The sequence below is a fragment of the Stenotrophomonas sp. YJH_SMC_127 genome (assembly GCF_059372445.1).
Window position 1 is genome coordinate 56,513 of the sequence record NZ_JCAFVO010000009.1, and the last position, 25,752, is coordinate 82,264.

Sequence of the window (25,752 nt, forward strand, 5' to 3'; positions counted from 1 at the left end):
TCTCCTTGTCAGGGGTGCGGGTGGATGGCGGAAACAGTGCGGTGGGGCGGTGGATCACTCGCTCCAGCGGCGGAACACCAGTGAGGTGTTGATGCCGCCGAAGGCGAAGTTGTTGCTCATCACGTACTCGGCCTGCAGTTCGCGGCCCTGCCCGGTGATGAAGTCGAGCTGGCCACAGCGCGGGTCGACCTCGGCCAGGTTCAGGGTCGGCGCGAACCAGCCGGCGCGCATCATCTGGATGCTCAGCCAGGCCTCGAACGCGCCACAGGCACCCAGCATGTGGCCGACATAGCTCTTCAGCGAGCTGATCGGCACGCGGTTGCCGAACACCTGCGCGGTCGCCTGGGTTTCGGCGATGTCACCGTGGTCGGTGGCGGTGCCGTGGGCGTTGACGTAGTCGATCTGCGCCGCGTCCAGGCCGGCATCCTCCAGCGCCAGGCGCATGGCCTGGGCCATGGTGTCGGCGCTGGGCTGGGTGACGTGCTGGCCATCGCTGTTGGTGCCGTAGCCGACCACCTCGGCAAGGATGGTGGCGCCGCGCGCCTGCGCGTGCTCCAGGTCTTCCAGGATCAGCGTGCAGGCGCCCTCGCCCAGCACCAGGCCATCACGGCCGGCATCGAACGGGCGCGGGGTGGTCTGCGGCGCATCGTTGCGAACGCTGGTGGCGAACAGGGTGTCGAACACCGCCGCTGCGGTGGCATCGAGCTGCTCGGCACCGCCGGCCACCATCACCGTCTGCTTGCCACTGCGGATCGCTTCATAGGCCGCACCCACGCCCTGGCTGCCGGAGGTGCAGGCACTGGACGTGGTGTACACGCGCCCGGACAGGCCGAAGAACACGCCGATGTTGACCGGCGCGGTGTGGCTCATCATCTTCAGGTAGGTGGTGGCACTGATGCCATCGGTGGTGAACTCGTTGAGCATGCGCCCGAATTCACCGGTGGCCTCGTGGCTGCCCGAGGACGAGCCGTAGGCCACGCCGGTACGGCCGCTGCGCAGCACCGGATGCTCGTGCAGGCCGGCTTCACGCAGTGCCACCTCAGTGGCGCGCACCGACATGATCGCGACCTTGCCCATCGAGCGGGTGGTCTTGCGGTTGTAGTTCGGCGGCAGCTCGAAATCCTGCGCCGGCGCGGCCAGCTTGGTGTTCAGCCCGGCATAGACATCCCACTCGGGCATCGCACGCACCGCATTGCGGCAGCTGCGCAGGTGTGCCTCGATGGTCGGCCAGTCGTGGCCGAGCGGACTGATGGCGGCGGCACCGGTGACCACCACGCGACGATCGGCGGCCATCAGATCATGCCTCCGTTCACCGAGATCACCTGGCGGGTGATGTAGCCGGCCGGCTCGGACAGCAGGAACGCCACCGTGGCCGCCACTTCGTCGGGACGACCGACGCGGCCGGCGGGAATCAGCTTGAGCGCGTGTTCAACCACTTCATCGTTGAGCATTTCGGTCTCGATCAGGCCCGGGGCCACGCAGTTGACGGTGATCTGGCGGCTGGCCAGTTCCAGCGCCAGGGCCTTGGTGGCACCGATGATGCCGGCCTTGGCGGCGCTGTAATTGACCTGCCCGCGGTTGCCGGCCAGTCCGGACACCGACGACAGGGTGATGATGCGGCCAGGCTTGCGCCGGCGCACCATCGGCATGATCAGCGGATGCAGTACGTTGTAGAAACCGTCCAGGTTGGTGTGGATGACCTGGTCCCAATCCTCCGCTGACAGTGCCGGGAAGGCACCGTCACGGGCGATGCCGGCGTTGCAGACCACGCCGTAGTACGCGCCGTGCGCTTCGACATCGGCCTCCAGCACAGCGCGTGCGGCCTCGCGATCAGCCACGTCGAACATCAGTACGCGGGCCTGCTGGCCCAACGCGTGGATCTCGGCCATCACGGCCTGTGCCTCATCCAGGCGGCTGCGGCAATGCACCACCACGTCGAAGCCGTCACGCGCGATGCGCAGCGCGATGGCCCGGCCGATGCCCCGGCTGGCGCCGGTCACCAGCACGCTTCGATTCCCTGTCATGCCTGTCCACTCTCCAGATAGGCCATCGCATCGGCCGGTTCGAACACCGACACGTTGGCTGTCGCCCATTCGTCCTCGCCTGCCAGGATGCGGCAGGCGAACATCCCCAATCCATTGTCACCCAACAGCTCGCAGCGCGCCTGTACGCGCAGCCGCGATCCGCTGGGAAAGCTGCTGCGCGGGCTGCTGTAGCGGCGGCTGCCAAGCAGGAAGCCCAACTGCGGCGGCTTGCCCGCCGCACGCGCACGGCAACCGGCCCAGGCCGCGATGGCCTGCGCCATGTATTCGATGCCGACCCACGCCGGCACCTGGCCCTCCTCGACGAACAGGCCCGCGTCGGGCACCACCAGTTCGGCCTCGATGGTGTCCTGGTCCCAGTGCGTGATGCGCTCCAGCAGGCACATGTCCTGGCGGTGCGGCACCACCTCTTCGATCGCGTACAGCGTGTTCATCGACGCTCCAGCGCCAGCACGGCATTGCTGCCGCCGAAGGCGAACGAATTGCTCAGCACCCGCCGCGGTGCCTGTGCCAGGCGGGTGGCCGGTGCGACCAGCGGCAGTGCCGGCAGCGCGGGGTCTGCCACGCCGTCCCACCAGTGCGGTGGCAGCTGCTGCTGCGGGTTCCCGGCCAGCACGATCCAGCACAGTGCAGCTTCGATCGCGCCTGAAGCACCCAGCGTATGGCCGGTCAGCGGCTTGGTCGAACTGGCCGGCACCTGGTTGCCCAGCACCTGCGACACCGCCAGGCTTTCCATCGCATCGTTGTGGCCGGTGGCGGTGCCATGCAGGTTCACGTAGTCCACTTCATCGGCCGCCCAGCCGGCGCGCTGCAGCGCCTGCTGCAGGGCATCGATGGCACCCAGGCCCTGCGGATCGGGGGCGGACATATGGTGCGCGTCGGCCGATTCGCCCCAGCCGGCCAGGCATACCGGGCCGGGTTCGCGGGTGAGCAGGAACAGCGCGGCACCCTCGCCGATGTTGATGCCGGCACGGTGCTGCGAGAATGGATTGCAGCGCAGGGCCGACACCGATTCCAGCGCGCTGAAGCCGGCCACGGTGAAGCGGCACAGCGAGTCCGCGCCACCTGCGATCACGGCGTCGACGATACCGGCCCGCAGCATGCGTGCAGCCGACATCAGGGCCTTGGCACTGGACGAGCAGGCGGTGGACAGGGTCCACGCCGGCCCCTGAGCGCCGCTGCGCTGGCGCACGAACTGCGCGGCAGTACCCATTTCCTGCTGGGCGTAATCGAACCCGGGCGGCCATTGGCCCTGTTCGGCATGGGTGCGCAGGGCCTGCTCGGATTCACCGATGCCCGAGGTACTGGTGCCCAGCACGACCGCCACGCGTTCGGCGCCGTGGCGGGCGATCGCGGCGGCCACCGCCGGTGCGATCTGCGCCAGTGCCACGTCCAGCAAGGCGTTGTTGCGCCCGCGCAGGGCGGCCGGCAGTTCTTCCAGCGTCGGCAGCGGTGTACGCACCTGCCCCAGCGCCAGGGTGTGCCCCGGCAGCAGGGTATCGTTGTCGCTGAGCCCGCCCGGCACGCCGGCGAACATCGCCGAAGCCACCGCGTCGCGGCCATCGCCGAGCGCGCAGACCACGCCCAGATCGTTCAGGTAGATCGGTGCACTCATCGATCCGGCCCGGCCATGTCGATCGATTCGATGCGCAGCGCATAGCCTTCGGCGCGGTTGTCCAGCTGCACGCTGCCATCGTCCAGGCGCTGCAGCTGCAGCCACACCGTGCCGTCGCGCGACAGGCTGCGCTGATGGCCATCGTCACGGACCTGCCAGCCGGCTGGCAGCGCGGCCGCGATGGCTGCGGTCGGCCACAGCGCGAACTGCAGGTCATCCAGCACGCGCTCGGCGCGCACCTGCTGCGGCAGCCACGGCGCGCGCTGCTGGGTCAGCTGCCGGCCGTCCCACTGCAGGCGCACGCCGGTCTGGCCCATCGCCTGCACCGCCAGCTGCACCTGCTGCGCATCGGCTTCCAGCAGTGCATCCAGGTCGCGCTCATGCGTGCCGAACCGGAAATGCAACTGCTGCTGCAACGCCAGCGGCGCCGGCAGGCTGGCCGGCGACAGGCGCAGCGGCGGCAGTTCCACCAACGGCTTCGGCATGCGGCCGGCGCAGGCCACCAGCAGCAGGCTCAGCAGCAGTGCTGTCGCAGGGGCGATCAGGCGCCGCACAGCTGCTCCAGCACGCGCATGCGGCGGCCACTGTCATCGGCCACGTACGGGTTGTTGGTGTCCCAGGCGTAACCGGCCAGGATGGAGCTGATCATGTCGCGCACTTCGGGCTGCTGCTGCGGGTGGTAGATGATCTTCTGGAAACCGCCTTCGTACCAGCTTTCGACAAAGCGGCGGAAGGTCTTCACGCCCGCCCGCAGCGGGACCGAGAACTCCGCTTCCCAGTCCACGGCTTCGCCGGCATAGCGGCGCGCCAGGCATGCACTGGCCAGCTGCGCGGACTTGAAGGCGATGGTCACGCCGGACGAGAACACCGGGTCGAGGAACTCGCCGGCATTGCCCAGCAGGGCATAGCCCGGCCCCCACAACGAACTGACATTGGCCGAGTAGCCGGTGATGCGGCGCACCGGCAGCACCGCCCATTCGGCATTGGCCAGCAGCCGGGTCAGGTTCGGGTCCTCGCCGACGATGGCCTGCAGTTTCTGCAGGTCGTCGCCCTCGTAGCGCTCGAAGAACGACGGTTCGGCGACCACGCCCAGCGAGCAGCAGCCGTTGGAGAACGGGATTGTCCAGTACCAGACGTCGACGTGCTCGGGATGGGTGGTGATCAGGATCTTGTTGCGGTCGAAGTCCGCTTCGGCCGGAATGTTGTCGCGCACGTGGCAGAAGATCGCCCCGCGCACCGGGAAGTTGGACGGCGATTCCAGCTGCAGCAGGCGCGGCAGCAGGCGTGCGAAGCCCGAGGCGTCGAGGATGAAATCGGCCTCGATGCGGTACTCGCTGCCGTCCGGGCGGCGCACCGTCACCGCCGGCTGCTCGCCGGCTTCGACCGACAGCACTTCATCACCGAAACGCAGCGTGGCCCCCATGCGCTCGGCACCGCGCGCCAGCACGTTGTCGAAGTCGGCGCGCTGCACCTGGTAGGTGGTGCCCCAGCCCGGCGAGAACTTCTTCCTGAAGTCGAATGCGGTACGCGCTTCGCCGTGCACGAAGGCCGCGCCGTTCTTGTGCTGGAAGCCGGCTTCGACCACGTCCTGCAGCAGGCCGGCGGCCTCGATGTACTCCATGCTCTGCGGCAGCAGGCTTTCGCCGATGGAGAAGCGCGGGAACTGCTGGCGCTCCAGCATCAGCACCTGGCGGCCCTGCTGGCGCAGCATCGCCGCAGCCACGGAGCCGGCCGGGCCGGCACCGATGATCAGGATTTCAGTACGTTCGACAGCATCCACAGCAGTATTCATCGGTGCGTCCTTGTTGCTCGATCAAGTGGAAAGAAGGAAGTCGGAAGCAGGCTCAGGCCCGCGGCAGATCATGCGGCGGCGGCCGGAACAGCGGCGAGATCAGCCAGACCAGTCCGATGCCGAACAGCAGGGTCAGGCCGAACGCGCGCAGCGCCGGGGTCTGCGACAGTCCCAGCAGGCCGAACGACAGCCAGGTGCTGGCCGCGCCCACGCACACCGCCAGCCAGGCACTGGCATCGCCGCGGTGCTCGATCAGGAAGATGCCGTAGTCGATGCCCATGCCCAGCAGCAGCATCAGTGCCAGCACGTTGAACAGCTGCAGTGGCTGGCCGAACAGGCCCAGCAGGCCCAGGGTCAACGCACCGGCAATCAGGGTCGGCGCGAACACGCGCCAGGCCTGGCGGCGGTAGCGCAGCCACAGCGCGCCGAACACCAGCACGATGCCGACCAGCAGCAGCCCCCCCATCAGTTTGCGGTAGTGGCCCAGCAGCTGCGAGAAGTCGGCGGTGCGGTCCACCCAGCGCACGCCGGGCAGGCCTTCGGCCGCCCCGCGCAGGGTCGCCAGCGCATCGGCGCGCGACAGGTCATCGACCATCACCACGCTGATCATCTGCCCACCGACCTCACCCACCCACAGGTGGCGGAACGGCTGCGACGCCGGCGAGGCCAGGAACGCCTCCGCGGTCAGCGGCGTGGTGGCGAAGTCGGGGCGCGGCAAGGGTTCTCCGACCGCATCGGACACGGCCTGCAGCACGCCCGGTTCCACCTTGGCGGTCAGCGCCGCATCGGCCTGCTGGCGTGCCGGCGACGGCAGCCAGTCACTGATCGCGCGGTAACCGCCGATGCGCTTGTCGTTGGCCAGTACACGCAGGCGTTCGGTCAGTGCTTCTTCGCGCTGCAGCAGCTGTGCAGCGTCACTGCCCTGCACCAGATAGAACTGCGCCGGGCTGGGCATGCCCAGCAGCTGGCTCAGGCGGATCTGCTGGGCCATCAGTGCCGGCGGTGAGGACTGCAGGCTGCGCAGGTCGTCATTGCTGTGCAGGCGGGCGATGCCGATGGCAGACAGCGCCAGCGTGATCACCACGAACACCGTCACCGGCCGGCGGCCATGCAACCGCGGGAAGCGCTCCAGCGTGTTGCCCAGCCACTGCGAGAAACGGGTCTGGCGGATCTCGCCGCCATCCAGCCACGGGAACCAGAAGATCACCGTGAGGAAGGCGGCGGCCAGACCGACCACCGAGAACAGCGCCATCTGGCGCAGGCCCGGGAACGGGGCCAGGCCCAGGGCCAAGTAGGCCAGCGCGCTGGTCAGCAAGGCCAGCCACAGGCCCGGCAACAGGTGCCGCAGCAGCTTCCAGCGGCGATCGGCCGGCTCGGCCTGGCGCGAGGCAAACCAGTGGATGCCGTAATCCTCGGCCACGCCCACCAGCGACGCACCGAACACCAGGGTGAGCACGTGCACCTTGCCGAACACCAGCACGGTCACCGCCAGCGCCACGCCACAACCGATCAGCAACGACGCGGCGACCAGCAGGATCGGCCGCAGCGAACGGAACGCCAGCCACACCAGCAGCAGCACCGCGGCCAGCGAGCCCCAGCCGATCGTGTTGATCTCCTGGTTGGCCTGCACCGCGGCCGCCTCGGCGTGCAGCGGCACGCCGGCATGCAGGATTTCCAGCTCCGGCGCTGCCGCCCTGGCAGCCCGCCCGGCACGTTCCAGCAGGCCGTCGAGATGACGCTCACCGTCGAGCTGGAACGCCGAACCCGGTGTATCGAACTGCAGCACGGCCCAGTGCCTGCCCTCGGCTTCGAGCAGGCCGTCATCGCCCAGCCGCAACCCCGAACCCTGCGCCTGCTGCTGCCACCATTGCGGCCACAACGACAACGGGTCTTGCCGCCAGTCGGTCAGGCGCGGAGCGCCCATCGGGCCGTACAGCGCGGCCAACGCCTGCTCGGCCAACGCGCCCGGTTCGCTGCCCTGCAGCTGCTCGCGCTGGGCCGGCGTCAGCAGGCGGTCGCGGTACGGCGCGTAGAACGCGCGCGCCTCATCGAACCAGCCTTCGATCGAACCACTGGGCACCAGCAGGGCTCGGTCAGTGTCCTTGGCCATGGCCGCGGCAAAGGCCGCCTGCGCACGCTTGGCGGCGGCGCCGTCCCTGCTGCCCAGCAGCACCACCACCTGCCGCGAGCTGCCGTCGGCGATGCGCCGGGTGACGTCGCTCAACAGGCGGTCATGCGCATCCTGCGGCAGCAGCGCGAGGATGTCGGTGTCGATCCGCGATTGCTGGCTCCACAGGTGCCACTGCTGCGCGCCCAGTACCAGCAGCAGCAACAGCCAGGCGATGCCCAGCCAGTGCCACCAGCGCCGCAGCCGCTCCGGTGCGTTCGATGCGACGGCCTCACTCAAAGCGGCGTGCCTCGTCGGCGGTGAGCGTGGCCGGCGCCTCGCTCAATGCACTGAACTGGATCTGCGTGCGGTCCTTGTTGGCCTCGACGATCTCGACCTGGCGCACGTAGCGGTCACCCTGCAGGGTCAGCGACTGGAACGCCTTGGCCAGCATCGCCGACTTCGGCGTCAGCCGCAGCCGCCAGCCCTGCCCTTCACGGCTGGCCGCCACGTTGAACTGGCTGGACAGCGCCTGCACGTCGCCACTCATCAGCGCGAACATGATCGCGTTCACCGAACGCATCGCCGGCTGCTGCCGTGCATCGAGCTCGACACGGGTGCTGCCATCGCGCTGGCGGCTCAGGATGCGGTCGGCGGTGACCACCACTTCGGAAGGGAACGGCTTGAGCGTCGCCCAGATCACGCCGTGCTGGCGCGCGACCACGAACTGGCCCTGCGAGCGCAGCGGGTTCCTGAAGCCGCTGACCTGCTTTTCCTGGCTGAACTGGCCACGCAGCACATCCGGCCGCGCCACCGCCTGGGTGATCGCATCGATGGCGGGGTCGGCCGCCTGCACCTGCGGTGCGGCAACGAAGATCAGCGCGCACAGGAGCACGCTCGAAAGACGGACAAGGGGGTTCACGGCGCAGGCACTCCCAGGCGCTCCCACAGTACCGGCGGGCACTGGTACAGCATTTCCTTGCTGGCCGCGTCCACCGCGACCTGGATGGTCATCGCGCGGGTCAGCACCTGGCCGCTCTGCGCATCGAGGATTTCATACTCGATCTTCAGCCGGTTCTCCCATTCCACGATGCGCGCGACCACGCGCAGCGCCTGGTTGAACAGCAGCGGCCGCACGTACTTCACCCGCGCATCGACCACCGGCCACAGGTAGCCCGATTCGAGCATCTGCGGGTAGTCGTAGTCGTAGCGCCCGAGCAGCGCGCAGCGCGCGATCTCGAAGTACTTGAAATAGTTGCCATGCCAGACCACGTTCATCGGATCGCAGTCATGGAAGGCAGGGGTCAACGCAATTTCGCCAACCCGTTCGATGGCCTCATTCACCGGCATACAGCTCCCAACGTTGCGCGCGGATCTCCACCAGCAGTTCCCGCAGTTCGCGATCCAGCGCGCGGTCTTCTTCAACCAGGGCGATGCGCTGCCCCAGGTCGGCGTACATGTCGGCCAGACTGCCATGCAGCTGCGCGTTCAGGCCAACCCGTTCGCGCAGCGCCAGGCCCTGGCGGGCGGCGATCAGCATCGCGGCCACCACCTGTTCAGTCAGCTCGATCACGCGCAGGCAGTCGCGCGCGGCGATGGTACCCATGCTGACCTTGTCCTGGTTGTGGCACTCGGTGGAACGCGAGAACACGCTGGCCGGCATGGTCTGCTTCAGCGCTTCGGCAGTCCAGGCCGACACGCTGATCTGCAGCGCCTTCAGGCCATGGTTGATGGCCGCGCGCGGGCCGGTGGCCGCCGACAGGTTGGCCGGCAGGCCGTGGTTGTAGCGGGCATCCACCACCAGCGCCAGCTGCCGGTCGAGCAGGTCGGCAACGTTGGCCACGGTGTTTTTCAGGGTGTCCATCGCCAGTGCGATGTGGCCGCCGTAGAAGTGGCCGCCATGCAGGATGCGCTCGCCGTCGACGTCGATCAGCGGGTTGTCGTTGGCACTGTTCAGTTCGGTTTCGATCAGCTGGCGCAGGAACGGCAGGCTGTCTTCCAGCACGCCGATGACGTGCGGCGCGCAGCGCAGCGAATAGCGGTCCTGCAGGCGCTGTTCGTTGCGCGGCGGGCGTTCGCTGTCCAGGTCGCTGCGCAGGCGCGCAGCGATGCGGCCCTGGCCCGGGTGCGGCTTGGCGGCGAACAGGGTTTCGTCGAAGTGGTGCGCGTTGCCGTCGCTGGCCAGCACGTTGAACGCGGTCAGGCGCGTGGCCATGCGCGCCAGGTAATCGGCGCGCTGCCAGGCCAGGCAGGCCAGGCCGGTCATCACCGCGGTGCCGTTCATGATCGCCAGGCCTTCCTTCGGCCGCAGCTTCAGCGGGGTCATGCCGATCTTCGCCAGCACTTCGGCCGCCGGCTGCACGCGGCCGTCGTGCAGCACCTCGCGCTCGCCGCACAGCACCGCCGCCACGTACGACAGCGGGGTCAGGTCGCCGCTGGCACCGACCGAGCCTTCGGCCGGGATCATCGGCAGCACGTCGTGCTGCAGCAGCGTGGCCAGGCCTTCCAGCAGCGGCACGCTGACGCCGGACATGCCGCGCACCAGCGACGCCAGGCGCGCGGCCAGCACCGCGCGGGTCTCGACCGGGTCCAGGTAACGGCCCAGGCCGCAGCCGTGGTAGGTGTACAGGTGGTGCGGCAGTTCCGCCACCAGCGCCGGCGGGATGTTCACCGTGCACGAGTCGCCGTAGCCGGTGGTCACGCCGTAGATCACGCCGTCCTCGCGCAGCAGGCGGTCGAGGAAGTCGGCACCGCGCTGGATGTGCGCGCGGAACGCCGGCGCGTCGCTCAGTGCGGCCTCGCACTGGCGCTGGGCCAGGGCAACCACGTCTTCGATGGTCAACGGTGCATCGCCAAAGCGGCACACGGGTACGGCGTCAGTCGTCATGCGGAGCCTGATCCCAGAAGGGGAAGAAATTGAACCAGTCCAACGGGGACTGGATGACCTGGAGTTCCAGCCAGCGCGCGAAGCGCTGTGCCTGTTCGGCCAGCGCGGCGTCGCGCGAGCCACGCGGCAGCACGATGCGTTCGGCGAACTGTTCGAATGCCACCCGATAGCCGTCGCCCTCGTGCAGGCAGGCCATGGTGTAGACCGGGCAGCCCAGCGCCGCGGCGAGCACATAGGCGCCGATCGGGAACGGCGCGCGGTGGCCCAGGAAATCGGCAGTGACGCTGCGGCCACCCTGTACCGGCGTGCGGTCGCCGACGATGGCAACGAAGCCCCCCGCCGCCACGCGCTCGGCCAGCATCACCGCGGTGGCCGGCCCCATTTCGGTCACCTGCACCAGTTCCACCGCCGCCAGCGGGTCCAGCCGCTGCAGCAGGCGGTTGAAGCGCTGCGCATGCGCGGTGTGCACCAGCACGGTGATGCGGAACCCCGGCACCTGTTCGGCCAGCACCTGGCACAGCTCCAGGCAGCCGATGTGCGCGGTGAGGATCAGCCCGCCCTCGCGGCGCGCGATCTTCTGCAGCACCAGGTCACGATGCAGGTGGATGCGCTCGGCCGGGTAGCGCCCGCCCAGGCCGAGGATCTTGTCCAGCATCGTATCGGCGAAGGCGAAGAAGTGGCGCAGGCTGTCACGCCGTGTCGGCGCGCGGCCGAGCACGCCGCTGTGCGCCTGCAGCCGCTGCAGGTACTGCATCGAAGCCTGGCGCCCTATACGGTTGCCCAGCCAATGGCAGGCCACCACCGGCCACACGCACAGGCGGAACGGCCAGCGCCCGAACCAGCGGTGCACCCAGCACAGGAACAGCACGCCGGCCACCGACGTCGATTCGCCGATGTCGGCCCAGTGCGGGGCACCCTGCGCGGCCGCCATCTCAGCGCTGCCCCCGCAGGCGGCGCCACAGCAGCCGCGGCGCACGCCAGAGCATGCCGAAGAACAGGCGGGTATGCATGCGGCTGATGCGCACGTTGTCGCGCCACACATCGAAGTGCGACACGCCATCGGATGGATAGGTCACACGCGTGGCCAGGTGCTCGACCGGCAATTGCCGCCAGTACAGCCGCACCATCACTTCGGTATCGAAATCCATGCGCCGGCCGATGGTCTCTTCACCGATCAGGCGCAGTACCGGCGGCAGCGGATACACGCGGAGGCCACACATGGTGTCGCGCAGGTGCAGCGACAGCGTGTTGATCCAGACCCAGATGTGGGTGGCGTAGCGGCCATACAGGCGCGCCTTGGGAACACTGGCGTCGTAAGCCGGAATGCCGCAGATCACCGCCTCGGGATGGGCGCGCGCGGCTTCGATGAAGCGTGGCAGGTCAGTGGTATCGTGCTGGCCGTCGGCATCGATCTGCAGCACGTGGCTGTAGCCACGCGCGCCGGCCTCGGCAAAGCCGGCCAGCATCGCCCCGCCCTTGCCCTGGTTGACGTCCAGGCGCAGCAGGTCGACGCCCTGGCGCTGTGCCAGCGCGCGCAGCACCGCCGCGCACCCATCGTGCGAACCATCGTCGACCAGCAGGCAGGGCAGTCCCGCAGCCTGCACGCCATCGACCACCGCCGCGATGGCGTGCTCGTGGTCGTAGACAGGGATCACCACCAGTGGCGCGAATGCGGCACCGGCAACGGCCGGATCAGTCCGCATCAGCGAAAACCACCCTGCCGCTGGCATGCACACCGTGGCTGGAGGTGTAGCGGAAGGCCAGCACGTTGCGTGCGGCATCCCAGTCCAGCTGCAGGGTCAACTCGTCACCGGGGCGGGCCACGTGCTGGAATTTCACCGCATCCATGCGCACGAACGCGCCCCGCATCACAAACGCCTGGCGGGCGAAGCGCACCGCCCAGTCCAGCTGCGCCACGCCGGGCAGGATTGCCGCCTGCGGGAAGTGGCCCTGGAACGGCCGCAGCGCCGGGTCCAGGGTCATGCGCAGGGTGGCGCTGGCGGCATCGCGGTGATCCCACGCCGGCACCGGCATCAACGGCTGGAACAGCGCCGCCAGCGCGGCCTGGGTCACCTTGCCCTGCGCATTGATCGGCAGCGCCTGCACCAGGCGCCAGCGACGCGGCCGGGTCACTGCGTCATGCGCATGCGCCAGGCGGGCGCCAAGGCGCTGGCCCAGCGCACGGCGCGCGGCGTCGCCGCCCTCCAGCAGCGCCGGATCGGCCGGCACCACCACGGCGGCCAGCTGCTCGCGCTGCCCGGGCAGCACCAGCACGCGCGCGTCATCCACCTCGGCGTCTTCGCGCAGCGCGCGTTCCAGCGCATCCAGCGACACCCGGCGTTCCTCGATCTTGACGATGCGGTCGGCCCGGCCCAGCAGGCGGAAGCGGCCGTCGGCCAGGGCTTCGACACGGTCCTGGGTGCGCCACCAACCGGGGGTGTCCAGGTGCGCCGAGGCCACCGCCAGGCAGCCATCGTCGATGCGCCACTGCACGCCCGGCAGCGGCTGCCACGGCGGCAGGTCGATGTCCCAGCGGCGCCAGGCGATGCCGCCGGTCTCGCTGCTGCCATAGACCTCGGTCGGGGCCACGCCCAGCCACTGCCGCACCTGCCGCGCTGCGTCTTCCGGCAGCGGACCACCGGAGGAGAACACCGCGCGCAGGCGGCCATGCAGGCTGGCCCAGTCGAGCTGCCCGGGCAGGCGCTTGAGGTGGGCCGGCGTCGCCACCAGCACCGTATCGGTACCGGCCAGCGCACCCACCAGGTCTTCGTGGAAGAACCGGCGCGGATGAATCAGGCGGCCGGCGGCCAGCGGCCACAGCACGCGGAACAGCAGCCCGTAGATGTGCTGGTGGGACACCGTGCCATGGACCTGCACACCCTCCATCTGCGCACCGAACGCGGCCTGCAGCGCCTCCACCTCGCGCGCCAGCTGGTCCAGGCGCTTGCCGATCGCACTGGGCTGGCCAGTGCTGCCGGAGGTGAACACGCACAGCTCGCAGGCGCGCTCGTCCAGCGCCTGCAGCTCATCGTCCAGCGCGGCGTCCAGCGCCACCAGCGAGCGGTAGTCGGCGGACACGTCGCCTGCGAAGCCGCTCACCTGCGGCTGCAGCGCCTGCAGCGTGGCTGGCAGGTTGTCGGCGGCCAGGAACACCCGCTTGCCGGCATGCCAGGCACCGAACAGCGCGGCGGCAAAGGCCACGGCATCATCGAAGTACAGGGCCCAGTCGCGGCCTTCGGCGGCCGCAAAGGCGGCGCGCCAGGCCAGTACGCGCTGGCGGAAGCCGGCATGGTCGATCACCTCGCCGTCGCACAGGCCGACGCTGCGCTGCGGCCGTGCCTCCAGCAGCAGCTGGTCCAGGGCAATCCACTCAGCCATGCGCGTGCGCCGCCTTCACCTGCCGCCGCACCAGCCACTCCCCTGCGAACAACACGCCCATCATCACGTACGCCAACAATCCGTTGTAGAGCATCCAGACCCGGTCCGACGCGTACAGCGCGGTCAGCAGGGCCAGGCTGCCGTTGAGAACGAAGAAGCCGCACCACACCTGGGTGACGCGGCGGGTATAGGCCACCGCGAACGGCGGCAGGTCCGGCTCCTGCAGCCGCGCCAGGCGCTCCACCAGCGGCGGCCCGAAGCGCAGGCTGGTGCCGAACACCGCCAGCATCACCACGTTGACCAGCGCCGGGTACAGCTTCAGCGGCAGGGCCTGGTTGAGCACGGTGGCCAGCACCGCCAGCAGGCCGGTGCCAGCGGCGGCGGCCCACCACAGCGGCTGTCGCGTGCTCAGTGCACGCAGCAGGGCCAGGGTGAACAGCAGCAGCGACAGCCAGCGCGGCTCGAAACGGCCCATCGCCAGGTACACCAGCAGCGGGTAGGCAAGCGAAATCGCTGCCACCACGACGGTACGTGCGCGAGCCATGGCGAAGCCGCCGGCGCTGCGGTCAGGCGGCTGCCTGGTCCGGCAGCAGTCCATGCACGACATCGACGATGTCCTGCACGGTGCGCACGGCCTTGAACGCTTCCGGCTGCAGATTGCGGCCGAGCAGCGGCTTGAGCTGCACGATCAGGTCGACCGCATCGATGCTGTCGATGTCCAGGTCGTCGTACAGGCGGGCCTCGGGGGTGATCCGGGCGGTTTCGATCTCGAAGCTGTCGGTCAGGATGCTGACGATGCGTTCGAACAGTTCATTCTTGGTCATGGCAATTCCTGGCGCCGTTACGACTGGCGGGCGGCGACGAACTCGCCGAGCGCGCGCACGCTGGAGAAATGGCGACGGGTTTCTTCCGAATCGGCCGAGAGGCTGACACCGTACTTCTTCTGCAGCGCCAGGCCCAGTTCCAGCGCGTCGATCGAATCCAGGCCGAGGCCCTCGACGAACAGCGGCGCGGTCGGATCGATGTCCTCCGGCGTGATGTCCTCCAGCGAAAGGGAGGAAATGATCAATTCCTTGATCTCGTGCTCAAGTGCTTGCACGGGACGGATCTCCAGACAGGTCGAAATAACGAGAAAGGTGCTCGGTGACGCGGCGTGCTGCCAAGGCATCCCCCCTTGGCGAGTCGTCATCGGCCAGGAAGGGCGCGATCGGGATATCTTCGCCGATCTGCAGCCGAACGTGAAAGCGACGTGAGGGGACACGATACCACTTCTGTCCCTTGGTCAACGTGGGCGGGGTGCAGGTGATCCGTACCGGGGTGATGTCCAGCCGGCCGCGGACGGCGATGTTGGCGGCCCCGCGCTGCAGCCGCGGCGGTTGGCCCGGCACGCTGCGGGTGCCCTCCGGGAAGATCACCAGGGTACCGCCGGCATGCACCGCCGCTACGCAGTCGTCGACCAGGCCGGCCCCGTCATCGTTGGCGATGTAGCCGGCCGCCCGCACCGGGCCGCGCATGAACGGGTTGCAGGCCACGGCCCGCTTCACCACGCAATCGGCGTTGGGCAGCAGCGAAATCAGGCAGACCACGTCGATCAGGGTCGGGTGATTGGCCAGAACCAGCAAACCGTCGCGCTGCAGGCGTTCCCCGCCCTCGATCTGGTAGGTCATCACCCCCAGCGCACGCATCAGGCGCAGGTGGCTGGCAAAGGCGACCTGGACCACGCGGCGGGCCCGGCGGCGGCGGACCACCGGGTCGCGCATCAGCAGCAGCACCGGCATCACCAGCACGCCCAGCAGCAGGCCGCCCACGCCAAATGCGGCGAAGCTCAGGCCGGTGCCGAACACCCGCCAGGCATGATCGAGGCGGCGCAGCGCCTCAGCCACGGCGTCCCCAGCGCCAGCGCTGGCCGTGGGCCACATGCTCCAGCGCCGGCGCGCCAGACAGCAGGAAGCGGTGCAGGTCCAGCGCGTGCGGCAGCGTGCCCGGGGCGGTGGCGGTGGCCTCCGGCGCCGCCTCCCATTGCAGCGAGAGCGTCGGCTGGCCCGCTGTCGGCGCGGTCAAACGCCAGCACCAGGCAAAGAACGGGTCGGGTTCGTCGGCAAACGTCGCGTAAATTTCAGGAAGCGGCGACTCATAGACCACCACCCGCACTTCGCGGGCACCATCGGCCAGCAGCCCGGCGGCCTCCAGGCAGGCGGTCTCGACCGTGGCCTGGCCGGCGGCCAGCGCCAGGTAGTTGCCGCGGTGGCCGCGGGCGATCGAGTACAGTGCCGCGATCGCGTTGTGCACCGACAGGCCGAACCCGGTGGGGGACAGGGGCTGATCGCTGGCCAGCGCCCCCAGCAGGTCCATCGAACGGGCCACGTCGCCGTGGCGGCTGGCGAACACCAGCGGCACCCGGCTGTCAGCGCCCTGCCCGTCCTCGCACCAGCAGGCAGCCTGGATCGCCATCCGGCCCAGCCGCTCGATGCGGCGGCGCTGCATCGCCGGGATCTCGGCCAACGCCGGCGTGTCTTCGCCCTGCGGCGGATACGGCGCATCGGCCCAGCCCAGCCACTGGCTACGCTCGCTCAGGCCGGGCGCCCAGGCGGCCCAGTCGACGATGGAGAATTCGATCATTTAGCGATGGTGCTTCAACGGGAGAACGATAGGCACGAGCCATTACGGCGACGCGCGGCGGCCCCCCATTCCTGCAGCCGTGCGTCCGTCCAGGACGTCGCCGGCTGCCCCCCTGGCCGCCGGAAAGGAGCGCACGCTAGCACGTCCTGCGCGGGGTGTGCAGGTTTCACATTCCCGAACGCGGGGGCCGGCACCGGCCGGCCCCGCATTCAAACGATCAGTGGTAACCGGTGTCGGCGTGCACCTTGCCGCGGAACACCCGGTATGACCACGCCGTGTAGCCGAGGATGACCGGCAGCAGAATGACCAGCCCGACCAGGGTGAAGCCCAGCGAGGAGGCCGGCGCGGCGGCCTGCCACAGGGTCATCGACGGCGGCAGCAGGTAGGGCCACATGCCCAGCACCAGGCCAAGGAAGCCGAGCACGAACAGGGCCAGGCTGAGCAGGAACGGCGGCAGGTCGCGGCGCGGATGGGTCGCGCTGCGCCACAGCGCGGCCGCCACCGCCAGGGTCAGCAGCGGGACCGGCGACAGCCACCAGAAGTTGCCGTCGCTGAACCAGCGGTCCATCAACCGCGAATCGAGGAACGGCAGCCAGCTGCTCACCAGGCCCATCGCCGCGATCACCGCCACCACCAGCGGGCGGGTCATCTGCCGCGCCAGCGCCTGCACGCGTCCTTCCGTCTTCAGGATCAGCCAGGTGCTGCCCAGCAGCGCATAGCCGGCCACCAGCGCGGCACCGGTCAGCATCGCGAACGGGCTGAACCAGGCGAACGCGCCGCCCTGGTAGGCACCGTCCACCAGCGGGATGCCCTGCACCAGCGTGCCCAGGATCACGCCCTGGGCGAAGGTGGCCAGCAGCGAACCCAGGCCGAACCCCACGCTCCACAGGCGGCGCGAACGATGTGCCTTGAAGCGGAACTCGAACGCCACGCCGCGGAACACCAGCGCCACCACCAGCAGCAGCACCGGCAGGTACAGCGCCGACAACAGCACCGCATAGGCTTTCGGGAACGCCGCCAGCAGCCCGGCGCCGCCCAGTACCAGCCAGGTCTCGTTGCCGTCCCAGATCGGCGCGGCGGTGTTCATCATCAGGTCCAGCTGCTCCTCGTCCTCGGCGAACGGGGCCAGGATGCCGATACCGAGCACGAAGCCGTCCAGCACCACGTACATCAGCACGCCGAAGCCGATCACCGCGAACCACGCCACCGGCAGCCAGGTCATCAGGTCCATGTCAGCGCTCCTCCAGCGGTTCGTCGGCCGCCGACAGCGGGCGTGCCGGGGTGTGGCTGCCGTGGTCCAGCGACGGCCCATCATCGTGCGGACGCGGTCCGTGGCGCAGGATCTTCACCAGGTACCAGATGCCCCAGCCGAACACGAAGGCGTAGCCAACCACGTACACGCCCAGCGACAACGCCGTCATCCACGCGCTCTGCGGGCCAACCGCATCAGCGGTGCGCAGCACGCCGTACACCACCCACGGCTGGCGCCCCATCTCGGTGACGAACCAACCGGACAGCAGCGCGATGAAGCCACTCGGCAGCATCCAGTTCCATCCGCGCAGCAGCCACGGTGAATCCAGCAGCTTCCTGCGCCACAGCTGGAACGCTGACACCCAGGCCAACAGCAGCATCAGCGTGCCCAGCCCGACCATGATGCGGAAGGCGAAGAACACCGGCGTCACCGGCGGCCGCTCGCTGGCCGGTACCGAGGTCAGCGGGTCGAAGGTGCCGTCCAGGCTGTGGGTGAGGATCACGCTGCCCAGCTTCGGGATGGCCACTTCGAAATCGTTGCGCTCTTCCTTTTCATTGGGCAGCGCGAACACCACCAGCGGCACGCCCTCGCCTTCCTCGGTTTCATGCCAGTGCGCTTCCATCGCCGCGATCTTCATCGGCTGGTGCTTGAGCGTGTTCAGGCCATGCATGTCGCCGACGAAGATCTGCACCGGCACGGTCAGTGCGGCGAACGCCACCGCCGCGATCAGCATTCGCCGCCCCGCTTCCACGTGCGTGCCCCTGCGCAGGTACCACGCACCGACGCCACCAATCACGAAACAGGTGGTGATGAACGAGCCCAGCGCCATGTGCGCCAGGCGGTACGGGAACGAGGGGTTGAACACCACCTGCCACCAGTCCACCGGATGCACGATGCCGTTGACCATCTCGTAGCCGGCAGGCGTATGCAGCCAGCTGTTGGACGACAGGATCCAGAACGTGGAGAACAACGTGCCCAGCGCCACCATGCAGGTGGACAGGAAATGCAGGCGCGGCGAGACCCGGCCCCAGCCGAACATCATCACGCCGAGGAAGCTGGCTTCCAGGAAGAACGCGGTCAGCACCTCGTAGGTCAGCAGCGGGCCGATGACCGTACCGGCCACCTCGCTCAGCCGCGGCCAGTTGGTGCCGAACTGGAAGGCCATGACGATGCCGCTGACCACGCCCATGCCGAACGACACCGCGAAGATCTTCTGCCAGAAGAAATACAGCTCGCGCCACACGGGCAACTTCGTGCGCAGCCAGCGCCATTCGATGAAGGCCAGCCAGCTGGCCGTGCCGATGGTGAAGGCCGGGAACAGCACGTGGAAACTGATGACGAATCCGAACTGGATCCGGGACAACAACAACGCGTCCAAGGGACGCCTCCTGCCTGCGACCGGTGGGATACCGGACCACTTTAGGAGGATTTCGTTAAGGTGGGATGCGACCGGGTGACGCGCTGCTTCACTTTGTCGCAGGGGTCAACCGTTCTGGTAGCTGCCAGCCTTGGTTGGCACACACGCCCAACCGCCGACCCAGGTCGGCACCTACCAACGGCGACTGGAACGGCCCACCGCCCGGAGGGTGCCTCAGTGCCAGAAATACCAGCCCGCTGCAGCCAGCAGCGCGCCAAACAACAGCACCTGCACCAGCACATAGCCCACGCCACTGTCGCGCGACTCAGCGGCAATGCGCTTCTGCAGCGCCTCGCTCACATCCGGCGTTGCTTCCTGCTGCGCCTGCTCGCGCAACGCCTGTGCCAGCACGCGCGCTTCCGCATCGCGAGGATCGGTGGGTGGGTTCACAGCAGCTCTCCGGCAGTGGCATGCCGCGTCAGTTCCTGCTTCAGGACCTGGCGCGCGCGGTGCAGGTGGCTCTTGATGGTACCGCGTGCCAGTCCGGTCACCTGCTCGATCTCGACCAGATCAAAATCCTCCAGGTAATGCAGGCCGACGATCAGGCGCTGCGGCGCGCTCAGCCGTTCCAGTGCCGCGCCGAGCTGGCGCCCGGCCTGCAGCGCCTCGCTCAACTCGGCGGGCCCGGGGCCTTCATCGCCGATCCCCAGTTCCTCCGGCACCTCCACCGCCACCATCCATTGCGCCTCCAGCCGCCGCCGGCGCAGGTGCTGTAGTGCAGTGGTGTAGGCCACCCGCGAAACCCAGGTACGCAACGAAGATTCAAAGCGGAACCGGTGCAGCTGGCGGAACACGGCCAGGAAGGTTTCCTGCAGCAGGTCAGCCACCTGGTCGCGGTCGCCCACCATGCGTCCGATCACATGCGCGCAGGTGCGCTGATGGGCTTCAACCAGTTGCGCGAAGGCCGACTGCGAGCCATCGATGATGGCCCGCACCAGGGCCTGGTCCGCGTCCAGCGCTTTGGCGGGAGCCGCCGTCGCCGCCGTATCCTCGCGGCGACGGCCCCGCAGTGCCGACAGCGCTTCGCCGAGCAGGCTCATGCGCGGGGCGCCCCCTGTGCCCGTGGCATGCGCCGGCTCAGCCCTTGCGTGCGGCAGGACGGGTGAAGTGCCAGGCCAGCAGCTGGCCCAGGCCGGCACTGCCGACCAGCGCGGCAGCGGCACCGAAGGTCAGGTCACGCGCACCGATGGCCTCCAGCAGGGCCATGGCCAGGGCCAGGCAGACCAGGCTGATGCCCCAGCGCAACGCCCCTTGGCGGCGCCGCTCTTCTTCCAGCACGGCCAGCGAGCGGATCACTTCCTCCGGCACGTGCGGGGCCACCAGCTTGCTGCGCGCGCGCGCATCGGCAATGGCATGGATCGCGTAGGCGATGCAGATGAAGAGGGTGATCGGGATCAGTTCCTGCATGGTCGGGCTCCTGTTCGATGGATGATGCGGGTTCAGGAGAATGGATGCGCGACCACGGCAACCGGTTGCACTAGCTGCCTGCCACCTCGTCGCTGGCGCCGGGCGTGTCCGCCGGGTCCGGGAAATAGGTCTCCACCTGGAAACCCAGCTGCAGGTCCGCCAACAGTCGCAGCAACTGCTGATCCAGCACAAAGCCCGCCCATGCGGTCTTTCCAAAGATGCCGACACGCACGCCGATCGAAGCCCCCTCCTGCAGCAGTTCCCCGATCACATCGGCGCGTGCCCGCAGGAGATCGACCAACGCCGGCCAGGCATCCATCAGCCAGCCGTCCTTGCCCCTCTCCAGTACGAACACCACGCGGGTCTCCGCATGCCCGCTGATCAGGCTGCCGTCGCGATCCCGGTATCCGGTTCCGACGTCTCGGGAAAACGCCGGTTCCAGATCCAACCGGGCGGCAATCCCGGCGCCGGCCTCTGTTGGGTGCTGCACGCGCAGCGAGATCCTGTAGTCGTAGCAGTACATATCGGTTCCATCCGAACGGAATGGCCATCATGCCGCACACGCCGTCGCAGCGACCTGGAGGGGGCCATTTTGCCGATTCCGCTGCCATGACCTGTGGCCCCTGCCCCGGGCCCGTGCGGCTGCTACGCTTGCCCGGTTTCCTCTACTGGTGCCGTCCGCCCATGTCCCGAGTGCTGCCCCTGTCCTTCCTGCTGTCGGCCGTGCTGGCCGCACCGGCTGCGCATGCCGCGCCGACGCCGATCACCATCGAACAGGCCATGGCCGACCCGGACTGGATCGGTCCGCCGGTCGAGAAGGCCTGGTGGTCGTGGAACAGCCAGCAGGTGGAGTACCAGCTCAAGCGCAACGGCAGCCCGGTACGCGATACCTTCCGCCAGCCGGTAGCCGGTGGCGTGGCCGCGCAGGTGGCCGATGACCAGCGCGGCACCCTGGACGTGGCCGAGCCGGTCTACGACCGCAGCCGCAGCCGCAGCGCCTTCGTGCGCAATGGCGATGTGTTCGTGCGCGACCTGCGCAGCGGCGCGCTGACCCAGCTCACCCGCAGCAACGAGCGCGCGGGCAACGTGAACTTTGCCGCCGACAACGGCGTGATCTGGCGCGTCGGCCAGAACTGGTTCCACTGGACCGCCGCCAGCGGCGTGCAGCAGGTGGCCAACCTGAAGGCCGAGAAGGACCCGCGTACGCCGCCGAAGGCCGACGTGCTGCGCGACCAGCAGCTGCGCACGCTGGAAACCCTGCGCCGCGACCGCGAGCAGCGCGAGGCATTGAAGGACCAGGACCAGCGCTGGCGCCAGGCCGACCCGACCCGCGCACCGGGCCCGGTGTACCTGGGCGCCGACGTCGAGATCGGTGACAGCGTGCTGTCGCCGGACCTGACCCACCTGATCGTGGTGACCAAGCCGAAGGACTTCGACGACGGCCGCACCAGCAAGATGCCGCTGTACGTGACCGAATCGGGCTACGAGGAAACCGAGGACACCCGCACCCGCGTCGGCCGCAACGGCTTCGAGCCACACACCCTGTGGTACGTGGACGTGCGCACCGGCAAGGCCGAGAAAGTCTCGCTGTCCAGCCTGCCGGGCATCAGCACCGACCCGCTGGCCGAGCTGCGCCGCAAGGCCGGCAAGGATGCGCTGAAGGGCGAGCGCAGCGTGCAGGTGATGAGCGACTTCATGGGCGGCGGCATCCGCTGGAGCGCCGACGGCCAGCAGGCCGCGGTGATGCTGCGTGCCAACGACAACAAGGACCGCTGGATCATCAGCGTCAACGCCGCCGACGGTCGCGTGCAGAACCGCCACCGCCTGACCGACAACGCCTGGATCAACTGGGGCTTCAACGATTTCGGCTGGATGGCCGATGGCCGCACGCTGTGGCTGCTGTCCGAGGAATCGGGCTTCTCGCACCTGTACACCCAGGCCGGCACCGCCAAGCCGCAGGCGCTGACCAGCGGCAAGTGGGAAACCTCGGCACCGGTGCCGTCGGCCGATGGCAAGGGCTTCTATTTCCTGTGCAACCAGCAGGCGCCGCATGACTACGAAGTCTGCGCGGTCGACACCGGCAACCGCCAGGTGCGCGAGCTGACCAGCCTCAACGGCGTGGAAGACTTCTCGCTGTCGCCGGATGGCCAGCAGCTGCTGGTGCGTTACTCCGGTGCCTACCTGCCGCCGCAGCTGGCGGTGCTGCCCAGCACCGGCGGCCAGGCACGCGTGCTGACCGACACCCGCACCGCCGACTACAAGGCACGCCAGTGGATCCAGCCGAAGCTGGTCGCGGTACCGTCCAGGCACGGTGCCGGCGTGGTCTGGGCCAAGTACTACGAGCCGGAAAACAAGGAACCGGGGAAGAAGTACCCGATCGTGATGTTCGTGCACGGCGCCGGCTACCTGCAGAACGTGCACCAGCGCTACCCGGCCTACTTCCGCGAGCAGATGTTCCACAACCTGCTGGTGCAGAAGGGCTACATCGTGCTGGACATGGACTACCGCGGCAGCGAGGGCTACGGCCGCGACTGGCGCACGGCCATCTACCGCAACATGGGCCACCCGGAACTGGAAGACTACAAGGACGGCCTGGACTGGCTGGTCGACACCCAGCAGGGCGACCGTGACCACGCCGGCATCTACGGCGGCTCCTACGGCGGCTTCATGACCTTCATGGCGCTGTTCCGTTCGCCGGGCACGTTCAAGGCCGGCGCCGCGCTGCGCCCGGTGGTCGACTGGCACAACTACAACCACGGCTACACCAGCAACATCCTCAACACCCCGGACATCGATCCGGAGGCGTACCGCGTGTCCTCGCCGATCGAGTACGCGCAGAACCTGCAGGACAACCTGCTGATCGCCCACGGCATGATGGATGACAACGTGTTCTTCCAGGACTCGGTGAACCTGACCCAGCGCCTGATCGAACTGCACAAGGACAACTGGTCGATCGCACCGTACCCGCTGGAACGCCACGGCTACGTGCGTGCCGATTCCTGGCTGGACCAGTACAAGCGCATCCTCAAGCTGTTCGAGCAGAACCTGAAGTGAGCAACGCCGCGGCCACGATCCGGATCGTGGCCGCGGTCATCCTGGATGACCGCGGCCGGGCGCTGCTGGTGCGCAAGCACGGTGCCCGCCGCTTCATCCAGCCCGGTGGCAAGCCCGAACCCGGCGAAGCACCGCTGCAGGCGCTGGCCCGCGAACTGCACGAGGAACTGGGCGTGCAGCTGTGCACCGGTGCCGCCATCGCACTGGGCACGTTCGAGGACTGGGCAGTGAACGAGCCCGGCCACCGCGTGCAGGCCCAGGCCTGGTGGGTGCAGGTGGACGGTACGCCACAGGCGTGCGCCGAAATTGCCGAACTGGCCTGGGTGCCGCTGCAACCACCGCATGGCCTGCCCTTGGCACCCTTGAGCGAACACCATATCCTGCCGGCGGTCGCCACCCGGGTGACGGCCCGCTGAGCAGGCGGGCGCCGACTGCAAGGACATCGGATGTCAATGTCGATCCCGTCGATCCCCTCGCTGCCTTCCCCGGCCTATCACGCTTGGGTGCGTCCTGTCGCACAGGCCTCGTTCTGGCTGTCACTGGTGCTGACAATCTACTTCGTGCTGCAGGGACTGGTGCTGTGGCCGTTGCACAACCTCGCGCTGTGGCGCCTGGTGGAAAGCGAAGTGCAGCACCAGCAGCTGCACAGCCTGATCTGGCTGCTGGCGCACCCGGTAGCCGCATCGATGGTCGTCGCGCTGTTGTGCCTGGCCTCGACCGTATCCAGCTGGGGCCTGCTGCGCGAACGGCGCTGGGGCCTGTGGAGCTTCGTGGTACTGCTGCTGCTGAGTGGCCTGACCAACTTCGCGGCCGCCTGGTGGCTGGACCTGTTCATGGGCGACTTCATTCCGCTGCTGGCCGATGACCCGGCCCTGCTGCAGGAGCTGCAGCTGAAACGCTGGCTGATCACGCTGACCGTGGTCGGCATGTCGTTCGTGCTTCTCGGCCTGCAGGGCTGGCTGGCCTGGCGCCTGCTGCGGCCGGATGTGCGCTCGCGCTTCCGCTGAGCTCTACCGATCCCCGTTCGACAAGGACTGTCGCATGCGCTTGCTGATGCTTCTTCCCGCACTGCTGTTCGCCGCGCTGCCTGCCAGCGTCGACGCGTTGCAGTGTGGCGAATACCGCAGCGCCGATGGCGGCACGGCGCTCGTGTTCACCACCCCCAGCAGCGGCTACCGCCACAACGACATCCGTGAACGGGAGCCACTATGGGTCGATCGCAGTGCGGCGCAGACCCGGTTGGTCATGCTCGACGATGGAGTGGCGCAACCGATCCGGATCAGCGCCGATGGGCACCGCATCGAGGACGACGTGGTGACCTACACGCTGAGCCACTCCCGCGCCTGCGCCATCGAACCCAGCGTGATGGACGGCAGCTGTCGCGCCGCCGGCAGCCACTGCATCGCGCAGCTGCCCACGGCCTCACCCGGCCAGGCCCTGCGCGCGTGCAATGAAGGCGTTGGCGCAGGCTGCTCGACGCTGCTGCGACAACTGCGCGAGAACAGCGCAGCAGTAGCCAATGACACCGGCCCGGCCCGCTTCGAGCGCCCGGGCATCTGCCGCGAACCCACACCTGGGCATGATCCGGAGGCCTGCGAGACGCAAACCAGTGATGCGCTGGCTGCCGCCATGCAGCAATTGGGCGAACGTCTGCAACAGGTAGACGAAGACGCGCTGGATTCGCCGCTTCCGGGCGCTGCACGTGATCGTCTGCAGCAGCTGTGCCTGCAACACCGTGGTGGTCGCTTCTGTACCGAGGTTGCCGAGCAGCAGTTGATCGCGCTGGAACCCGCGCTGGCCGTGCAGGCGCTGCAGGTGGTCTGCGATGCTGGGCGCGCCAGTGCCTGCGAACGTATTGCGCCATTGCGTGAACTCGGCACCGATCTACGCCTCGTGCCTCTCCAGCAAGTGCCCTGTGGCCGCTATCAGGCCGATGGCGGCGCGATCGACAGGCTCGACTTCGGCGATGGCACGCGCGGCCGACTGGATGACGGCGCCATCCACCTTCAGCAGGACGGCGAAACCCTTGTCCTGCGCCAGCTGGGCAACGGCGACCTGCTTGGCATGGATACGCAGACCGGTTACCAGCGCTACCAGCCGGTGCCCGGCACGGCACAATGCACGCCCCCGCGCGAGGGCCGTGATTCGCCGTAGCGCCTGGAGTTTCCCGTTCGATCGTCAA

General features: G+C 68.6%; 28 protein-coding genes. 4 read left to right on the forward strand and 24 right to left on the reverse strand.

Translation table 11 applies throughout. The features are described 5' to 3' along the window. Window positions 1-54 precede the first annotated feature (54 nt). The 24 genes from AC5QAB_RS17530 to AC5QAB_RS17645 form a co-directional block, all read right to left on the reverse strand. Window positions 55-1,293, reverse strand: coding sequence for a beta-ketoacyl-ACP synthase (locus tag AC5QAB_RS17530; protein WP_014648835.1), 1,239 nt, complete (start codon window positions 1,291-1,293; stop codon window positions 55-57). After that, window positions 1,293-2,024: a 3-ketoacyl-ACP reductase FabG2 gene (locus AC5QAB_RS17535; protein ID WP_032960607.1), complete on the reverse strand. Its 732-nt coding sequence runs from the start codon at window positions 2,022-2,024 to the stop codon at window positions 1,293-1,295. The genes AC5QAB_RS17530 and AC5QAB_RS17535 overlap by 1 nt, the downstream gene beginning before the upstream one ends. After that, the gene (locus AC5QAB_RS17540; protein ID WP_032960608.1) at window positions 2,021-2,476 is read right to left on the reverse strand and encodes a hotdog family protein; all 456 of its coding nucleotides are present in this window, start codon (window positions 2,474-2,476) and stop codon (window positions 2,021-2,023) included. Before AC5QAB_RS17540 ends, AC5QAB_RS17535 begins: the two co-directional genes overlap by 4 nt. Further along, window positions 2,473-3,657, reverse strand: a complete 1,185-nt coding sequence (locus AC5QAB_RS17545) for a beta-ketoacyl-[acyl-carrier-protein] synthase family protein (RefSeq protein WP_014648838.1) — start codon at window positions 3,655-3,657, stop codon at window positions 2,473-2,475. Before AC5QAB_RS17545 ends, AC5QAB_RS17540 begins: the two co-directional genes overlap by 4 nt. Continuing rightward, complete coding sequence (locus tag AC5QAB_RS17550; RefSeq protein ID WP_032960612.1) at window positions 3,654-4,211, reverse strand: DUF3261 domain-containing protein; 558 nt, start codon at window positions 4,209-4,211, stop codon at window positions 3,654-3,656. Before AC5QAB_RS17550 ends, AC5QAB_RS17545 begins: the two co-directional genes overlap by 4 nt. Beyond that, the gene (locus tag AC5QAB_RS17555) at window positions 4,199-5,449 is read right to left on the reverse strand and encodes an NAD(P)/FAD-dependent oxidoreductase (protein WP_014648840.1); all 1,251 of its coding nucleotides are present in this window, start codon (window positions 5,447-5,449) and stop codon (window positions 4,199-4,201) included. Before AC5QAB_RS17555 ends, AC5QAB_RS17550 begins: the two co-directional genes overlap by 13 nt. 52 nt (window positions 5,450-5,501) lie before the next feature. Beyond that, a complete protein-coding gene (locus tag AC5QAB_RS17560) occupies window positions 5,502-7,856 on the reverse strand; it encodes an MMPL family transporter (protein WP_032960614.1) in 2,355 nt (784 codons plus the stop codon). Beyond that, a complete protein-coding gene (locus tag AC5QAB_RS17565; RefSeq protein ID WP_041863962.1) occupies window positions 7,849-8,478 on the reverse strand; it encodes a LolA family protein in 630 nt (209 codons plus the stop codon). Before AC5QAB_RS17565 ends, AC5QAB_RS17560 begins: the two co-directional genes overlap by 8 nt. Further along, a complete protein-coding gene (locus tag AC5QAB_RS17570) occupies window positions 8,475-8,906 on the reverse strand; it encodes an acyl-CoA thioesterase (protein ID WP_032960618.1) in 432 nt (143 codons plus the stop codon). Before AC5QAB_RS17570 ends, AC5QAB_RS17565 begins: the two co-directional genes overlap by 4 nt. Next, window positions 8,893-10,443: an aromatic amino acid lyase gene (locus tag AC5QAB_RS17575; RefSeq protein ID WP_197561714.1), complete on the reverse strand. Its 1,551-nt coding sequence runs from the start codon at window positions 10,441-10,443 to the stop codon at window positions 8,893-8,895. The genes AC5QAB_RS17570 and AC5QAB_RS17575 overlap by 14 nt, the downstream gene beginning before the upstream one ends. Next, entirely contained in the window at window positions 10,433-11,374 is a 942-nt protein-coding gene (locus AC5QAB_RS17580) for a lysophospholipid acyltransferase family protein (RefSeq protein ID WP_014648845.1), read from the reverse strand. Before AC5QAB_RS17580 ends, AC5QAB_RS17575 begins: the two co-directional genes overlap by 11 nt. Window position 11,375: 1 nt before the next feature. Beyond that, the gene (locus tag AC5QAB_RS17585) at window positions 11,376-12,146 is read right to left on the reverse strand and encodes a glycosyltransferase (RefSeq protein WP_197561713.1); all 771 of its coding nucleotides are present in this window, start codon (window positions 12,144-12,146) and stop codon (window positions 11,376-11,378) included. Further along, complete coding sequence (locus AC5QAB_RS17590; RefSeq protein ID WP_049404025.1) at window positions 12,136-13,821, reverse strand: ApeI family dehydratase; 1,686 nt, start codon at window positions 13,819-13,821, stop codon at window positions 12,136-12,138. The genes AC5QAB_RS17585 and AC5QAB_RS17590 overlap by 11 nt, the downstream gene beginning before the upstream one ends. Continuing rightward, window positions 13,814-14,365, reverse strand: a complete 552-nt coding sequence (locus AC5QAB_RS17595) for a COG4648 family protein (protein ID WP_046433259.1) — start codon at window positions 14,363-14,365, stop codon at window positions 13,814-13,816. Before AC5QAB_RS17595 ends, AC5QAB_RS17590 begins: the two co-directional genes overlap by 8 nt. Window positions 14,366-14,387: 22 nt before the next feature. Beyond that, window positions 14,388-14,645: an acyl carrier protein gene (locus AC5QAB_RS17600; protein WP_005411609.1), complete on the reverse strand. Its 258-nt coding sequence runs from the start codon at window positions 14,643-14,645 to the stop codon at window positions 14,388-14,390. A 17-nt stretch (window positions 14,646-14,662) separates the two neighbouring features. Next, window positions 14,663-14,920 (reverse strand): phosphopantetheine-binding protein, encoded by a 258-nt coding sequence (locus tag AC5QAB_RS17605; RefSeq protein WP_005411610.1) that lies wholly within the window; start codon window positions 14,918-14,920, stop codon window positions 14,663-14,665. Next, on the reverse strand, window positions 14,907-15,704 hold the full coding sequence (locus tag AC5QAB_RS17610) for a lysophospholipid acyltransferase family protein (RefSeq protein WP_495233526.1): 798 nt from the start codon (window positions 15,702-15,704) through the stop codon (window positions 14,907-14,909). The genes AC5QAB_RS17605 and AC5QAB_RS17610 overlap by 14 nt, the downstream gene beginning before the upstream one ends. Further along, window positions 15,697-16,440 (reverse strand): beta-ketoacyl synthase chain length factor, encoded by a 744-nt coding sequence (locus AC5QAB_RS17615; protein ID WP_164167070.1) that lies wholly within the window; start codon window positions 16,438-16,440, stop codon window positions 15,697-15,699. The genes AC5QAB_RS17610 and AC5QAB_RS17615 overlap by 8 nt, the downstream gene beginning before the upstream one ends. A gap of 217 nt (window positions 16,441-16,657) precedes the next feature. Next, window positions 16,658-17,671, reverse strand: coding sequence for a cytochrome d ubiquinol oxidase subunit II (cydB, locus tag AC5QAB_RS17620; RefSeq protein ID WP_032960627.1), 1,014 nt, complete (start codon window positions 17,669-17,671; stop codon window positions 16,658-16,660). 1 nt (window position 17,672) lies between these two features. Then, entirely contained in the window at window positions 17,673-19,070 is a 1,398-nt protein-coding gene (locus AC5QAB_RS17625; protein WP_049404030.1) for a cytochrome ubiquinol oxidase subunit I, read from the reverse strand. A 213-nt stretch (window positions 19,071-19,283) separates the two neighbouring features. After that, window positions 19,284-19,499 carry a hypothetical protein gene (locus AC5QAB_RS17630; protein ID WP_197561712.1) on the reverse strand — a complete coding sequence of 72 codons (216 nt, stop codon included), beginning with the start codon at window positions 19,497-19,499 and terminating at the stop codon, window positions 19,284-19,286. Continuing rightward, window positions 19,496-20,149: an RNA polymerase sigma factor gene (locus AC5QAB_RS17635; protein ID WP_495233527.1), complete on the reverse strand. Its 654-nt coding sequence runs from the start codon at window positions 20,147-20,149 to the stop codon at window positions 19,496-19,498. Before AC5QAB_RS17635 ends, AC5QAB_RS17630 begins: the two co-directional genes overlap by 4 nt. Window positions 20,150-20,186: 37 nt before the next feature. Continuing rightward, window positions 20,187-20,516: a hypothetical protein gene (locus tag AC5QAB_RS17640; RefSeq protein WP_005414880.1), complete on the reverse strand. Its 330-nt coding sequence runs from the start codon at window positions 20,514-20,516 to the stop codon at window positions 20,187-20,189. A 70-nt stretch (window positions 20,517-20,586) separates the two neighbouring features. Next, window positions 20,587-21,039 (reverse strand): hypothetical protein, encoded by a 453-nt coding sequence (locus tag AC5QAB_RS17645; protein ID WP_014648854.1) that lies wholly within the window; start codon window positions 21,037-21,039, stop codon window positions 20,587-20,589. Window positions 21,040-21,200: 161 nt separating this feature from the next. Here AC5QAB_RS17645 and AC5QAB_RS17650 point away from each other — a divergent pair, with 161 nt between their 5' ends. Genes AC5QAB_RS17650 through AC5QAB_RS17665 form a run of 4 tightly spaced genes read left to right on the forward strand, consistent with a single transcriptional unit; the run spans window position 21,201 to window position 25,724 of the window. Further along, complete coding sequence (locus AC5QAB_RS17650) at window positions 21,201-23,570, forward strand: S9 family peptidase (protein WP_495233528.1); 2,370 nt, start codon at window positions 21,201-21,203, stop codon at window positions 23,568-23,570. After that, window positions 23,567-23,986 carry an NUDIX hydrolase gene (locus AC5QAB_RS17655; protein WP_014648856.1) on the forward strand — a complete coding sequence of 140 codons (420 nt, stop codon included), beginning with the start codon at window positions 23,567-23,569 and terminating at the stop codon, window positions 23,984-23,986. Before AC5QAB_RS17650 ends, AC5QAB_RS17655 begins: the two co-directional genes overlap by 4 nt. A 30-nt stretch (window positions 23,987-24,016) precedes the next feature. Next, window positions 24,017-24,577, forward strand: a complete 561-nt coding sequence (locus tag AC5QAB_RS17660) for a hypothetical protein (protein ID WP_197561286.1) — start codon at window positions 24,017-24,019, stop codon at window positions 24,575-24,577. Window positions 24,578-24,611: 34 nt separating this feature from the next. Next, the gene (locus AC5QAB_RS17665) at window positions 24,612-25,724 is read left to right on the forward strand and encodes a hypothetical protein (RefSeq protein WP_197561285.1); all 1,113 of its coding nucleotides are present in this window, start codon (window positions 24,612-24,614) and stop codon (window positions 25,722-25,724) included. Window positions 25,725-25,752: the final 28 nt, after the last annotated feature.